The sequence below is a fragment of the Novosphingobium sediminis genome (assembly GCF_007991615.1).
Taxonomy (GTDB): Bacteria; Pseudomonadota; Alphaproteobacteria; order Sphingomonadales; family Sphingomonadaceae; genus Novosphingobium; species Novosphingobium sediminis.
In genome coordinates, this window is the sequence record NZ_BJYR01000018.1 from 142,089 (window position 1) to 154,631 (window position 12,543).

14 protein-coding genes are annotated in these 12,543 nt (G+C 65.6%); 13 read left to right on the forward strand and 1 reads right to left on the reverse strand.

Annotation, left to right across the window (positions count from 1 at the left end):
* The first annotated feature begins 52 nt into the window (after positions 1 to 52).
* From NSE01_RS13960 to NSE01_RS14000, 9 genes are all read left to right on the forward strand, one after another.
* A complete protein-coding gene (locus NSE01_RS13960; protein WP_147160250.1) occupies positions 53 to 649 on the forward strand; it encodes a calcium-binding protein in 597 nt (198 codons plus the stop codon).
* Between the two features lie 200 nt (positions 650 to 849).
* Entirely contained in the window at positions 850 to 1,209 is a 360-nt protein-coding gene (locus NSE01_RS13965) for a hypothetical protein (protein WP_147160251.1), read from the forward strand.
* A 13-nt stretch (positions 1,210 to 1,222) separates the two neighbouring features.
* Positions 1,223 to 1,420, forward strand: coding sequence for a hypothetical protein (locus NSE01_RS13970; RefSeq protein ID WP_147160252.1), 198 nt, complete (start codon positions 1,223 to 1,225; stop codon positions 1,418 to 1,420).
* Positions 1,421 to 1,492: 72 nt separating this feature from the next.
* The gene (locus NSE01_RS13975; protein ID WP_147160253.1) at positions 1,493 to 2,092 is read left to right on the forward strand and encodes a TetR/AcrR family transcriptional regulator; all 600 of its coding nucleotides are present in this window, start codon (positions 1,493 to 1,495) and stop codon (positions 2,090 to 2,092) included.
* Positions 2,089 to 2,562, forward strand: a complete 474-nt coding sequence (locus NSE01_RS13980) for a hypothetical protein (protein WP_147160254.1) — start codon at positions 2,089 to 2,091, stop codon at positions 2,560 to 2,562. The genes NSE01_RS13975 and NSE01_RS13980 overlap by 4 nt, the downstream gene beginning before the upstream one ends.
* A gap of 78 nt (positions 2,563 to 2,640) precedes the next feature.
* Positions 2,641 to 3,477 (forward strand): SDR family oxidoreductase, encoded by an 837-nt coding sequence (locus tag NSE01_RS13985; RefSeq protein ID WP_147160255.1) that lies wholly within the window; start codon positions 2,641 to 2,643, stop codon positions 3,475 to 3,477.
* Positions 3,478 to 3,626: 149 nt separating this feature from the next.
* A complete protein-coding gene (locus NSE01_RS13990; RefSeq protein WP_147160256.1) occupies positions 3,627 to 5,978 on the forward strand; it encodes a TonB-dependent receptor in 2,352 nt (783 codons plus the stop codon).
* A 194-nt stretch (positions 5,979 to 6,172) separates the two neighbouring features.
* Positions 6,173 to 6,673 carry a styrene oxide isomerase gene (locus NSE01_RS13995; protein WP_218033277.1) on the forward strand — a complete coding sequence of 167 codons (501 nt, stop codon included), beginning with the start codon at positions 6,173 to 6,175 and terminating at the stop codon, positions 6,671 to 6,673.
* 87 nt (positions 6,674 to 6,760) lie between these two features.
* Complete coding sequence (locus NSE01_RS14000; RefSeq protein ID WP_147160257.1) at positions 6,761 to 7,522, forward strand: SDR family NAD(P)-dependent oxidoreductase; 762 nt, start codon at positions 6,761 to 6,763, stop codon at positions 7,520 to 7,522.
* A 41-nt stretch (positions 7,523 to 7,563) separates the two neighbouring features.
* Here NSE01_RS14000 and NSE01_RS14005 read toward each other — a convergent pair whose 3' ends face one another.
* Positions 7,564 to 8,220 carry an alpha/beta hydrolase gene (locus tag NSE01_RS14005; RefSeq protein ID WP_147160258.1) on the reverse strand — a complete coding sequence of 219 codons (657 nt, stop codon included), beginning with the start codon at positions 8,218 to 8,220 and terminating at the stop codon, positions 7,564 to 7,566.
* A gap of 133 nt (positions 8,221 to 8,353) precedes the next feature.
* Here NSE01_RS14005 and NSE01_RS14010 point away from each other — a divergent pair, with 133 nt between their 5' ends.
* Genes NSE01_RS14010 through NSE01_RS14025 form a run of 4 tightly spaced genes read left to right on the forward strand, consistent with a single transcriptional unit; the run spans position 8,354 to position 12,505 of the window.
* Entirely contained in the window at positions 8,354 to 9,373 is a 1,020-nt protein-coding gene (locus NSE01_RS14010) for a cysteine desulfurase family protein (protein ID WP_147160259.1), read from the forward strand.
* Positions 9,370 to 10,470, forward strand: coding sequence for a cysteine desulfurase family protein (locus NSE01_RS14015; RefSeq protein ID WP_147160260.1), 1,101 nt, complete (start codon positions 9,370 to 9,372; stop codon positions 10,468 to 10,470). The genes NSE01_RS14010 and NSE01_RS14015 overlap by 4 nt, the downstream gene beginning before the upstream one ends.
* A gap of 2 nt (positions 10,471 to 10,472) precedes the next feature.
* Positions 10,473 to 10,805: a 2Fe-2S iron-sulfur cluster-binding protein gene (locus tag NSE01_RS14020; RefSeq protein ID WP_147160261.1), complete on the forward strand. Its 333-nt coding sequence runs from the start codon at positions 10,473 to 10,475 to the stop codon at positions 10,803 to 10,805.
* 50 nt (positions 10,806 to 10,855) lie between these two features.
* A complete protein-coding gene (locus tag NSE01_RS14025; RefSeq protein WP_170233846.1) occupies positions 10,856 to 12,505 on the forward strand; it encodes a DUF11 domain-containing protein in 1,650 nt (549 codons plus the stop codon).
* The last annotated feature ends 38 nt before the right edge of the window (positions 12,506 to 12,543 follow it).

Here is a 12,543-nt window from a genome sequence, read left to right on the forward strand (position 1 = left end):
ATTCCGTAAAATGGCGTCATGAGCGCGGGCGATTAGAGTATTGGAGAATACAATGGCGACGATAAACGGAACTAAGGGCAGCGATCTGATTACCGGTTCATCCGGTGCGGACGTCATTACGGGTGGTGCTGGCAAGGATGTCATCCTGGGCGGCGCTGGTGACGACCAGCTTTACGGCGGCGCGGGCAAGGATTTTCTCTATGGCGGCGATGGCAACGATATCCTGAAGGGCGGCGGCGGGCAGGATTCGCTGACCGGCGGCGCGGGTTCCGATCAGTTCGTGTTCCGCTCGGCGGAAGGTTTCTCGCCGATTGCCTTCAGCGGCGGTCATGGCGTTTCGGAAGTGTGGCAGTGGGTCATCGTCACCGATCTCACCTTCACGGATGGCGACAGCGTCCGCATCACCGGCTTCGATGATATTTTCGGTGCCCTCGGCATGAGCCGCAAGGGAACCGGTTCCTACTTCATCGATGGGCAGGAAGACGTGAACGCCATGGCCCGGTTCCTCGCCGCAAATCCGGGCAAGGGCAGCTACTATGAGGTCAAGGGCGGGGCCTCCGATGGCACGACCTTCCTGATGAACGATGCCGCCGGCCACGTTCAGGCGCTCACGCTGAACAATGTCCATCCGGATGCTATCGTGATCTGATGAGATAACCGGGGCGGGGGGTAGCGGCGCGCATCGTCAGCAAGGCGGTCTGCGGCGCGCCCCGGCCCCGGCCCTGTTCCGGCCCCGGTCCATGCCCCTAGCAGCGCGGCGCAGGTTTCCGCCCGCCGCGCCAGATTGAGGATGGCTTCCGGTCCGGCATCGGCTAGTCTGCGCACTCCACCCCAACGGGAGCGCGGCGCATGAGCATTTTTGATCAGATCCTCGGCCAGATCAGCAGCAACGTCGATGTGAAGAACCTCGCTGCCAAGGTCGGCATCGATCCCACAATGGTCGAAACCGCGATCGCCGGACTTGCTGCCGGTCACGCCGCGCCGACCGATACGGTGGAGACCGCCGCCGCCAATACCGGCATCGATGCGGGCATTCTGCAGCAGATCGTCGGCCACATCGGGGGCGAGGGCTCGCTCGCCAGCTTCGCGACCACGCTGGCCCAGCACCCCGATGCCGCAAACATGATCGGCAGCCTGCTCGGCGGCAAGGACGGGGAGAGCCCGCTCGGCAATCTCGGCAGCCTCGCCTCGGGCCTGTTCAAGTCCTGATCTTGCAGACGGAATGACCGACGCTGCCCTTTCCCTTGCCATGCTCACCGCGCTCGCGCTCTTTGCGGGCGCGGTGTTCCTGTGGCGCAAGGGCGAACGCCAGCGCCCCGCGCTGATGGCCATCCTCGCCGCAGTGATGATCACCAATGTCGTGATCTGGTCACTGCCGACGACTGGCGGCCAGACCCTCGCCGCCAGCGCCCAGCGCTAACCTTCCCCCAATAAGGCACCCGCCGCGCCCCGCGGCTTGACCATCTGCGCAAGTAATGTCACACAGTGTGACATGACGACTCATAGTGCGACATCCATCCGGCAGCAGTACAAGGACATGACGCGCGAGCGCATCCTTGATGCCGCGATCGACCTCATGGCCGAAGCCGGCATGGCGCCGCTCACGGTCGCAGACGTTGCCAGCCGCGCGGGCGTCACCACGCGCACGATCTACCGGCATTTCGAAACACGCGAGGGGCTGATCGAAGCGGTCTGGCCGCGCATGCAGGCCCGGGTCCGCTCGCGCGGCTTTCCGCGCACGGCGGACGAGATCATTGCCACGCCCGAATACCTGTTCCCGCAGTTCGACGAGCACGCCAATCTCGTGCGCGCTTCGGCCTTTTCCGACGCCGGGCTGGAAGTGCGCCTGCGTGCAAACGAGGAACGCACCGCAGCGGCGATGGCCTGCGTCGCCGATGCGCTGCCCGGTCTTCCGGCGGATGTCGCGCGTCGCCGCGCCGCCGTGCTGCAACTGCTCGACAGTGCCTACTGTTGGGCCGTCCTGCGCGATTTCTGGGGTTTTGACGGGGCGGAGGCCGGCCGCGCTGCGAGCGAAGCCATTGCCATCCTGCTGGGCCGGAATGCGCCCGAATCACAAGGAGAACAGCCATGAAACTGGTCCACGCGAGCATGCCCGCCGACGATCCCCGCTTTGCCGCCGAAGTGCTGGCGAACATCATGGGCGGTGAGGCGATCCCGTTCCCGCCCGGCGGCCCCGATGCCTGGATGGCCTGGTCTGGCGACGGCGCGATCGAGCTCGAGGTCATACCGCGCGGAGCGCCGCTGCGCTACGAAGCCGATCAGGGCAACTGGCGCGCCGGCAGCAAGGCTGTGCGCGAGACCGAAGTCCACTTTGCGATCTCGGTCGCTCGCAGCGCCGACGAAGTCCTGCGCATCGCTCAGGATGCCGGCTGGAAGGCCCGGCACTGCGATCGCGGCAATGGCCTGTTCGATCTCGTCGAAGTCTGGGTCGACGGTTGCTTCATGATCGAGTTCATGGACCCTGCGCAGACCGCACGGTACGAGGAGGTCGTCACCCCGGCCAACTGGAAGCGCTTTCTCGCCGAGATGCAGGGCGCCTGATCGCGCCAACGCGCCTTTGCTTGGAAACCGGAATTGGCCTGCTAAACCGGCACCAAACCATTTCCGGGAGAGATGCACATGACCAACCACATCGCCGGCAAGTCCATCGTCATCACCGGCGCGGGTGGCGGCTTTGGCCGCCTCGTTGCGCAGAAGGCGGCAGCGCTCGGTGCAAAGGTGGCCTGCGGTGACATCGACCTTGCCGCCGCGCAGGCCACGGCCGATGCCGTCACCAGCGCGGGCGGCGCGGCGATCGCGGTGGAGACGGATGTGCGCAGCCTGCCGGCGATGAAGGCGCTCGTCGCCCGCGCGGCAGAGGCGCATGGCGGCATCGATGTGATGATCAACAACGCAGGCATCATGCCGCTGGCGTTCTTTTCCGATCACGAAGCGGCCTACCCGGCGTGGGAGCGCTGCATCGATATCAACATCAAGGGCGTGCTCAACGGCATGGTCGCCGCCTATGATCCGATGATCGCGGCCGGGCGCGGCCAGATCGTCAACCTGTCCTCGATCTATGGCAACTTTCCGGTGATCGGCGCGGCGGTCTATGGCGCGTCCAAATCCGCCGTGAACTTCCTCTCGGAATCGCTGCGCGTTGAAAGTCGGGGCAAGATCAAGGTCACCACGATCAAGCCGACGGGGGTGCCCACCACCGGGCTTTCCGGCACGGTTATCAACCCCGCCGCCGGCGTCGGGATCGTCGCGCACAACATGCCCGATTTCATGGACATGGTGCAGCAGATGGGTGCCGGAACCTTCCCGGCAGAGCGGCTCGAGCCGGACTCGATCGACTACGCGAGCCTCGCGCCGGATCACATTGCCGATGCGATCATCCACGCCATCAACCAGCCGTGGGGCGTCTCGATTTCAGAAGTCACAGTTCGCGCGGCGGGCGATCACTTCGTGCTCTGAAACGGCTGCGACGCGTTCGCTGGCGTGCACCCTAACCCCTAATCAAATCCGCAGTGGCCGTGAGGCCGGATGGGGTTCAGCTTCTCTCCACGGGCTTTTTGGCCTTGCGCCAGATCGACCCGATACAAAAGCATTTGGGGAGAGGCAGCATGAAGCAATTGGCACGCGCCAATAGAGCGCGCTTGTTCACACTCATGATGATTGGCGGTGCGTTGATGCCCGCCGCGGCCATGGCGCAGGCTCAGCCGGATGCTGCGGGCACGGCCGGCACGACCGCGAGCGAAACCGATGCCGGCGCGGTCGATAACATCGTGGTCACCGCCCGCTTCCGCAACGAAAAGCTGCAGGATACGCCGCTGTCCGTCAGCGCGCTCAATTCGAACATCATCCAGAACTCGGTTCTGCTCGATGTGCAGAACATCCAGAAGTTCCTCCCCAACGTGCAGCTCGCGCGCATTTCCTTCGCGGGCAACGCACTGGCCGCCTCGATCCGCGGCGTGAGCTTTGCCGACCTTGAAAAGACCTTCGACCCGGCCATCGGCATCTCGATCGACGGCGTGTTTCTGGGCACCAACACCGGCGCCAACGTGGATTTCTTCGATCTGGAATCCGTCGAAGTGCTGCGCGGTCCGCAAGGCACGCTCTATGGGCGCAACACCATCGGCGGCACGATCTCGATGCGCCGGACCAAGCCGACCGGTGAGCTCGGCGCCACGCTGCATGGCCGATATGGCAGCTACGGCACCTACGATCTCGATGCGGTGGTGAACTTGCCCAAGATCGGCGATGTTGCCTCGATCAAGCTGTTTGGCCTCCTGCGCAAGAGCGACAGCTTCACCCGTAACCGCTATACCGGCGAGCGCGAGAAGGGCCGCGATTTCTGGAACGTAGGCGGCTCGGTGCTGCTCGATCTCGGGCCGGATACCACGGCGTTGCTTTCGGTGGACTACCAGAAGGACCGCTCCGCCTACCCCTCGACGGTCAACCTCACCACGGCGAGCGGCCTGCCGTTCGGCGCGGGCGGCAATATCTGCGATTTCACGCAGGCCATCTTCGCCGGCATTCCCCCGCTTCAGGGCCTTGGCTGCGCGTCCGAAGGCTATCTCAAGCAGGCCAAGGAAAACTACACCCTCGCCAACTCGACGATCCCGTTCCAGAGCTTCATCGACGGGATCAACACCAGCCTCGAAATCAACGCCAAGCTCGGCGGCTTCAAGCTCACCGCAATCACCGGCTACCGCGACACGACGGACTCGCTGCTCGAGGAAAACACCGGCGCGCCGCCGATCCCCGTGGCGCCCGGCGTTTCGCTGCCGCTGTTCGTGGCGGCGCGCGATCAGAAGTACAAGCAGTTCAGCCAGGAAGTGCGCGTCAGCGGCAACCTCACCGACCGGATCGACATCGTCGCGGGCGCTTACTACCTGCACACCGACTACTTCATCCAGCCCTACCCTTATAACGGCTCCCGCGCCGCGCAGGTCTATGTGCTCAATGGCCCGGCGCAGAGCTTTACCGCGGGGCAGAAGCTCGATTCCTTCGCGGTCTTCGCGGAATCTATCATCAAGCTGGGCAGCAACGTCCGCCTCACCGTCGGCGGGCGCTACACGTGGGAAACGAAGGACTTCAACATCGACTTCACCGTGCCCGGCGCGTTCAGCGCGGCGGCGAAGAAGACCTTCAGCGATCCCACCGGCCGCGTCATCCTCGACTGGAAGCCGAACCCGGACACCATGCTCTATGCCAGCTGGTCGCGCGGCTTCCGCTCGGGCGGGTTCAATGGCCGCGCCACCTCGCCCACCTCGATCGGGCCCTACAACCCCGAACGCGTCGACAGCTTTGAAGGCGGCGTGAAGAGCGACCTCATGGGCGGGAAGCTGCGCTTCAATCCCACCGTGTTCTATGTGAAATACAGCAATAAGCAGGAAGACATCATCCGCGCTGCCGGTGCCGGCACCGAGACGGTGGTAGAAAATGCGGCCTCGGCGCGCATCTGGGGCATCGAGCTCGAAATGCAGGCACGGCCAACGCCTGATCTGACCTTGCGCGCCTCGGGCGGCTATCTCAACGCCAAGTACAATTCGTTCCTCATCCCCGACCTCGCCAATCCCGGCCAGTTCCTCAATGTTTCGGGCCAGCGCAACTTCCGCCGCGCGCCGAAATACTCGTTCAACGCCGGGGTCGACTATGGGATGCAGATCAGCAGCGCAGACCGCGTGACCTTCACGCTCGACTATGCCTACATCGACGATCTCACCGCCTCGCCGCTCGCCGATACCACCGGTCTGCGCCGAGACGTGATCCCGGCCTACGGCACGCTCGATGCGTCGATTGCGCTGCTCCACGAAGGCTCCACGATCAAGAACCTGCGCGTTTCGGCCTATGCACGTGATATGCTCAACAAGGGTGGCCGGCTTGCCAACGTGCTGGATGCCGGGCTGTTCTACTTCGGCGTGGTTGCGCCTCGCCAGCAGTTCGGCATCGAAGCCACGATCAAGTTCTGAACAGAACTCGAAGCGCCCCTCCTCCGCCGAGGGGAGGGGCGCTTCGTCCACATCTTCCTTGTCATTCCCGCAAGCGAGCCGTGCAGGAAATTTCCGCGGCTGGATGACGCAGCCGCCTGCCTGTGGTCTATTGGCGCAAAGGGTCGCCGCAAGCCGCATCCAAGCGGGCAGGGCGGGCCTTGAGGGGGAGGACCATGATGCTGCACGAACGGCGCCGCGCGCTGCTGGTTTTCAACGGAATCGGACTGATCGCGGCAGCGATGGTCGCGGGCTGGATCTATTTCTTCTTCCTGCTGGGAGCCATCGACCTCTGGCCGATCATCACCGATGTGCCAGTGCATATCGGAGGCGACCGGCGGGCGTGGAACATGGCGCACATGGAAGGGATCACCCAGGGCACCCTGCTCATCGCGCTTGGCGCGGGCGGCGGCTATATCCGTCTGGGCGAGCGGGCGCAGGCGTGGCTGTTCTGGTCCGCGCTGACGGCGGGCTGGCTGTTCACGCTGCCCGCCATCGCCAACGCGATTTTCGGCACGCGCGGCCTCGAATTCGGCGGCGGCCCCTTTCCGGGCGACGTGACCATCAACAACATCATCTTCCTGTTCGGCTGGCCGCCGATCACGGCGGTCCATATCATGATCGGCCTAGCGCTCTGGGGGTGCTGGCAGCATTATCGGCATTTGTCGGATGGGTGAGGGGCACCCCTGCCCAAATCGGGAGTGGCCGCATCGGCGTGCCGTTCCCATGGTCTTGTTTCACTACAGCGAAAGAGGAACTGCGCGATGGATCTGGGGCTCAAGGACAGGAAGGCCATTCTGGTTGGCGCCAATGGCGGGATCGGCCGGCAGGTGGCGCTCGCGCTCGCGGCCGAGGGCTGCCATGTCGCGGTTTGCGGCCGCACGCAGGTCAAGGTCGACAAGATCGTTGCCGAACTCGCGCCGAGCGGAGTGACGGTCTACGCCGAAGCACTCAACGTCACCGACGCTGAAGCGGTCCCGGCCTTCGTCGACAAGGCGGCGGAAGCGCTGGGCGGCTGCGATATCTTCATCAGCTTCACCTCGGCCAATCTGGGTGAGGATAGCGATGCCGGTTGGGATGCGGTGATGCAGGCCGATATCCTGCCGATGCGCCGCGGCGTTGCCGCCGCAAAGCCGCATCTCCTCAAGTCCGATGCCGGTTCGATCATCTGCATGAGCTCGACCGGCGCGGTCGAGGAATTCATGGGCGTTCAGCCCTACAACGCGCTCAAGGCGGCGGTGATGGTCTATTCGTCGGACCTGTCGCAGGCGCTCGCGCCCGATGGCATCCGCGTCAACTGCATCACCCCCGGCCCGATCATGACCGAGGATGGCCCCTGGGCCTACATCAAGGAAAAGATGACGCCGTTCTACGACGCCACGCTCGCCAAGATTCCGATCGGCCGGATGGCGACGGGCGAGGAACTGGCGCGGGCGATCGTGTTCGCCGCGTCGCCGGCCTGCCTCGCGATGACGGGCGCCAACATCGTCGTCGATGGCGGCTACACCAAGCGCGTGCAGTTCTGATCCGATAGCCCCCTCTCCGTCGGGGAGGGGGCTTCAGGAACTCAGCGGATCGGGCAATCCGGCGAGAGACGCATGTCGAGATAGTTGTCGACGGCGCGCATCATGTCGTCGAGTTCGTTCTCGAAGAAGTGGTTGGCGCGCGGGATCTCGTCGTGGTGGATCGTGATGTGCTTCTGCGTGCGCAGCTTGTCGACCAGCTTCTGCACCGCGTTCGGTGTCACCACCGTATCCGCCGCGCCCTGCACGATGATGCCCGAGGCAGGGCAGGGGGCGAGGAAGCTGAAATCATACATGTTGGCCGGCGGAGCGACCGAGATGAAGCCGCGGATTTCCGGACGGCGCATCAGCAGCTGCATGCCGATGAGGGCGCCGAACGAGTAGCCGGCGATCCACGTCGTGCTCGCCTCGGGGTGGATCGACTGCACCCAGTCAAGCGCCGCAGCGGCATCCGACAGTTCGCCGATGCCGTTGTCGAAGCTGCCCTGGCTGCGGCCGACGCCGCGGAAGTTGAAGCGCAGCACGGCAAAGCCGCGCGCGACGAACGTCTTGTACATCGCCTGCGTGATGCGGTCGTTCATCGTGCCCCCGGCCTGTGGGTGCGGATGAAGGATCATCGCGACGGGCGCGCGGGGGCGCGTGGCGGGCTGGAAGCGGCCTTCGAGGCGACCATCGGGACCGGGAAAGATGACTGCGGGCATGGACTGTCCTGAACTGCCGGGCCGGGCGCAGGGGCTGATGAGCCGCAAAACACGCCGGGGCTGGGAAAAGCGAGAGGCCGCTATATAGAAATGGTTGCCTCAAAAGCAATCATTCCCGCCAAAGCGAACAATCATGCCGCCGATCTATCTCGACCATGCCGCCACCACGCCGCTGCTCCCCGCCGCGCGCGAGGCCATGCTCGAAGGGTTTGCGCTCTGGGCCAATCCCTCAAGCCCGCACAAGGCAGGCCGCGCCGCGCGTGCGGCGCTGGAGGACGCGCGGGCGCGAGTAAAGGCGGTGCTGGGGTGGCAGGGCGAAGTGATCTTTACCTCCGGCGCGAGCGAGGCACTGGCGCTGGCGATCACGCGCAGTGCAGCGCAGCTCGCTGCGGTTTCGGCGGTGGAACACGAAGCCGTGCTGCGGTGGGCGAGTGATGCAGTGCGTCTGCCGGTCGATGGTGCAGGCAGGGTGACGGTTGAGGGCGCGCTGAACGGCCTCGTTGCGGTCCAGCAGGTCAACAACGAGACGGGCGTGATCCAGCCGCTTGCGGACGTGGCAGAAGCGGTGCGCGCGGCAGGAGGTCTGCTCCTTGCCGATTGCGCGCAGTCCGCTGGCAAGATCGCATTGCCCCCGGCTGATCTGATCGCCGTGAGTGCGCACAAGTTTGGCGGCCCCATCGGCGTGGGCGCGCTGCTGGTGCGCGATTGGGCGCTGCTGCGGCCAACTGGCGGGCAGGAGCGCGGCTATCGCGGCGGCACTGAAAACCTGCCCGGCGCGCTGGCGATGGTCGCCGCGCTCGAAGCGGGCAGCGATTGGCTGGAGCAGGCCGCACGGATGCGTCAGATGCTTGACGACGGCATTCGCACAGGCGGCGGCGAAGTGGTTGCCGAAGCTGCGCCGCGCCTTGCCACCATCGCCGGATACCGCATGCCCGGGCGCTCCGCCAATGCGCAGCTGATCCGCTTCGACGGCATGGGGATCGCCGTCTCTGCGGGCAGCGCGTGTTCCTCCGGATCACTCAAGGCGAGCCCGGTGCTGACCGCGATGGGCTATCCCCACGCGGGCGAGGTGATCCGCGTTTCGATCGGGCGCGAGACAACGGAAGCCGAGATAGAAGCATTCCTTGCCGCATGGCGGGAGATCAGGGGATGATCGACCGAGCCAATATCTACCTCGACTATCAGGCGACCACCCCGCTCGCTCCCGAAGCGCGCGAGGCGATGCTGCGCTGGCTGGCGGGCGCTGACGATGTTGGGGGTTTCGCCAACCCCCACAGCCCGCACCGCCCCGGCCGTGCCGCTGCCGCTGCGGTCGAACTGGCGCGCGAACAGGTCGCTGCGCTGTTTCCGTCCGGCGGGCGCGTGATCTTCACCTCGGGCGCGACCGAGGCGCTCAATCTGGCGATTTTCGGCTGCGGGGCGAAGCGGCTCGCGGTCTCCGCCATCGAACATGCCGCCGTGCTCGATACCGCGCGCTTCGTAGATCCCGGTTGCACGCTGCTCCCCGTCACGCCCGAAGGGCTGGTCGATCCGGCAACGCCGATCCCGGCAGGCACCGGCCTTGTCGCCGTCATGCAGGTCAACAACGAGATCGGCACGGTGCAACCAGTTGAAGCGCTCGCGGATGCTGCCCATGCAGCGGACGCCCTGTTCCTCTGCGATGCGGTGCAAGGCGCGGGCAAGCTCGCCCCGCCCGCGAGTGCGGACATGATCGCCATTTCCGCCCACAAGCTGCACGGTCCCAAGGGCATCGGCGCACTGTGGGTGCGCGATGGGGTGAGCCTCACGCCGCTGATCCACGGGGGCGGACAGGAGCAGGGGCTGCGTTCCGGCACCCTCTCCCCCGCGCTATGTGCCGGGTTCGGCGCGGCGGCGGCGCTGTGTACAAGTCTGCGGGAAAGCGATGGACAGCACGTGGAGAGCCTGTGGAAACAGGCCCGCGCGTTGTTTCCCGGCTGGACGCTGAACGGCAGCGCCGATCAGCGCTGGCACGGCAATCTCAACATCCGGCGCGATGGCCTCGATGTTTCCAGACTGATGTCGGATTGCCGCACTCTGGCGTTTTCTGTGGGTTCCGCCTGCGCCAGCGGGTCGGGTCGGCCCAGCCATGTCTTGCGCGCGCTCGGACTTTCGGACAGGGAAGCAAAAACCGCGATCCGGATCGGCTTCGGACGTTATACCAGGGCAGAGGATCTTGAACGGGCCGCCGCCGCGATTCATGCGGCGTTGGGTGCTCAGGGAGCGTTGTAGCCATGGTCAAGGTCACCTTCATCACCGCGCAGGACCAGCGCATCGTGCGCGAGGCCGATCCGGGCACGCGCCTGCTCGAGGTGGGCCAGAATGCCGGGCTCCCGCTGGAAGGAACGTGCGAGGGCCAGATGGCCTGCTCGACCTGCCATGTCGTCGTCGCCTCCGAATGGTTCGACAAGCTTGCGCCCGCCAGCGATGACGAAGAGGATATGCTCGACCTCGCCGCCGGAGTGACCCGTACCAGCCGCCTGTCCTGCCAGATCGTGCTGACCGACGCGCTTGATGGCCTCGAAGTGCGGGTGCCGGAAGAGGCGCGGGATATGCAGGGGCGCTGAGGCGCGCTAGGTAGATGCCCCTAGGCCCGAACCAAGGGCCAGATCGGGGAGTGAATTTGCGTCAGGCGCTGCAGCAGTGGTTGTTCCGGGCGCTGCTTTGTGCGCTGACGATGCTGCTTGCGGCCCCCGCCCACGCCCAGCTTCGCGCGCTGCAGAACCCGTCGTTCGAAGCCAACGATCCCGCCGGCCCCGGTACGCCAAACTTCGAGATCCTGCCCATCGCCTCGGTGCAGGGGTGGAGTTCGACCACCGGCGAGATCGAACTGTGGGACAGCAATTTCAACGGAGTGCCTGCGTATCAGGGCAACGTGTTCGCCGAAATGAACGCCAACACCAACGGCACGCTGTTCCAGAACATCTGCCTCATCAACGGCGAACCGTTCGGCTGGACCTTTGCACACCGGGCGCGCTCGGGCGGTCCCGCGACGCAGACGGCGCGCTTTCAGGTGGCCTCCAGCACCGGCACGGTGATCCAGACGCTGGCGACGCAGTCCTCCACCACCGCGAACCAGGTGTGGAACGTCAACACCGGCACCGCGACCTACAACGGCGCTTCGGGCCTGCAACGCGTGCAGTTCACAACGAGCGACACGGGCTCGTTCGGCAATTTTCTCGATGCGATCCAGCTGACGCTCCGGCCCTTCGTGCAGATCTCGGCCGCGAGCAGCACCGGGGGTGAAAGTGTGCCTAGCGCGAACATGGCGACCCTGCTCGTCACCGGCACGGCGACCAGTGCGATCAACGTGATCGTCAACATCACCGGTGGCAGCGCCACCCGCGGCACCGATTACACCACGCCGGGCAATGCCAGCACGTTCACGGTCACCATCCCTGCGGGCACGTACTACAACAGCCCCATCGCGCTCGGCATCAATGTGGTCGACGATACGGCGGTCGAAACGGCGGAAACCATCGCCTACTCGGTCAGCGCGGGCACCGGCTACACCATCGCCAACACCACCAGCTGCGGCGCGACCGTGCAGACCACCGGCACCTACACGATCACCGACAACGATGGCCGCGTCACCCTGCGCAAGCAGTGGGCCGATGCGACGGTTGGCGATCAGGCCAATGTCACACTCTCGCGCGGGACAACGGCAATCGGCACGCTCGCCGCCACCGCAACCACGGCGGGCGCGCTCGTCACCAGCGCCGCGCCCACGCCGGTTGTGCTGGGCGAGACGGTGATGCTCGCCGAAACGCTCGGCAGCGGCAACGCCGGCCGCTATTTCGGCACTGTGGCCTGCACCGGTGCGGCGGATACCAACCTCGCGGACGGCCTCACCATCGGTGCTGCCGAAACCGCGATCACCTGCACCTGGACCAATACCCGCGTGCCTGCGCTGGTGGTGAGCAAGACATCGAGCGTGCTGTCCGATCCCATCAACACGTCCAACCCCAAGGCGATCCCCGGCGCGGTGCTGCGCTACTGCATTCTCGTGAACAATCCCGGCACGCTGGCGGGGAGCAATGTTGCCGCGACCGACCTGCTGCCCGCCGGGATCACCTACACCGCAGGCTCCTCGCGCAGCGGCGGCACCTGCGCCACCGCGACCACAGTGGAAGACGACGATGCGGCGGGCGCGGACGAGACCGATCCCTACGGCGTCTCCTTCCTCACCGGCACCCTCACGGCCACCGCGACGACGCTGGCCCCCGGCGCGAGCTTTGCGATCACGTTTGATGCGACGCTGAACTAGCAGGAGTGCGCGTTGCGGGGCTCTCGTTCGCGCGTATG

Excerpts from the sequence above, each read along its gene's own strand:
- NSE01_RS14000 (WP_147160257.1), top strand. The coding sequence starts at position 6,761 with ATGGATCTGGGGCTCAAGGACAGGAAGGCCATTCTGGTTGGCGCCAAT.
- NSE01_RS13985 (WP_147160255.1), top strand. The coding sequence starts at position 2,641 with ATGACCAACCACATCGCCGGCAAGTCCATCGTCATCACCGGCGCGGGT.
- NSE01_RS13975 (WP_147160253.1), top strand. The coding sequence starts at position 1,493 with ATGACGACTCATAGTGCGACATCCATCCGGCAGCAGTACAAGGACATG.
- NSE01_RS14005 (WP_147160258.1), bottom strand. The coding sequence starts at position 8,220 with ATGCCCGCAGTCATCTTTCCCGGTCCCGATGGTCGCCTCGAAGGCCGC.
- NSE01_RS13995 (WP_218033277.1), top strand. The coding sequence starts at position 6,173 with ATGATGCTGCACGAACGGCGCCGCGCGCTGCTGGTTTTCAACGGAATC.
- NSE01_RS13965 (WP_147160251.1), top strand. The coding sequence starts at position 850 with ATGAGCATTTTTGATCAGATCCTCGGCCAGATCAGCAGCAACGTCGAT.
- NSE01_RS13990 (WP_147160256.1), top strand. The coding sequence starts at position 3,627 with ATGAAGCAATTGGCACGCGCCAATAGAGCGCGCTTGTTCACACTCATG.
- NSE01_RS13960 (WP_147160250.1), top strand. The coding sequence starts at position 53 with ATGGCGACGATAAACGGAACTAAGGGCAGCGATCTGATTACCGGTTCA.
- NSE01_RS14015 (WP_147160260.1), top strand. The coding sequence starts at position 9,370 with ATGATCGACCGAGCCAATATCTACCTCGACTATCAGGCGACCACCCCG.
- NSE01_RS13980 (WP_147160254.1), top strand. The coding sequence starts at position 2,089 with ATGAAACTGGTCCACGCGAGCATGCCCGCCGACGATCCCCGCTTTGCC.
- NSE01_RS14020 (WP_147160261.1), top strand. The coding sequence starts at position 10,473 with ATGGTCAAGGTCACCTTCATCACCGCGCAGGACCAGCGCATCGTGCGC.
- NSE01_RS13970 (WP_147160252.1), top strand. The coding sequence starts at position 1,223 with ATGACCGACGCTGCCCTTTCCCTTGCCATGCTCACCGCGCTCGCGCTC.
- NSE01_RS14010 (WP_147160259.1), top strand. The coding sequence starts at position 8,354 with ATGCCGCCGATCTATCTCGACCATGCCGCCACCACGCCGCTGCTCCCC.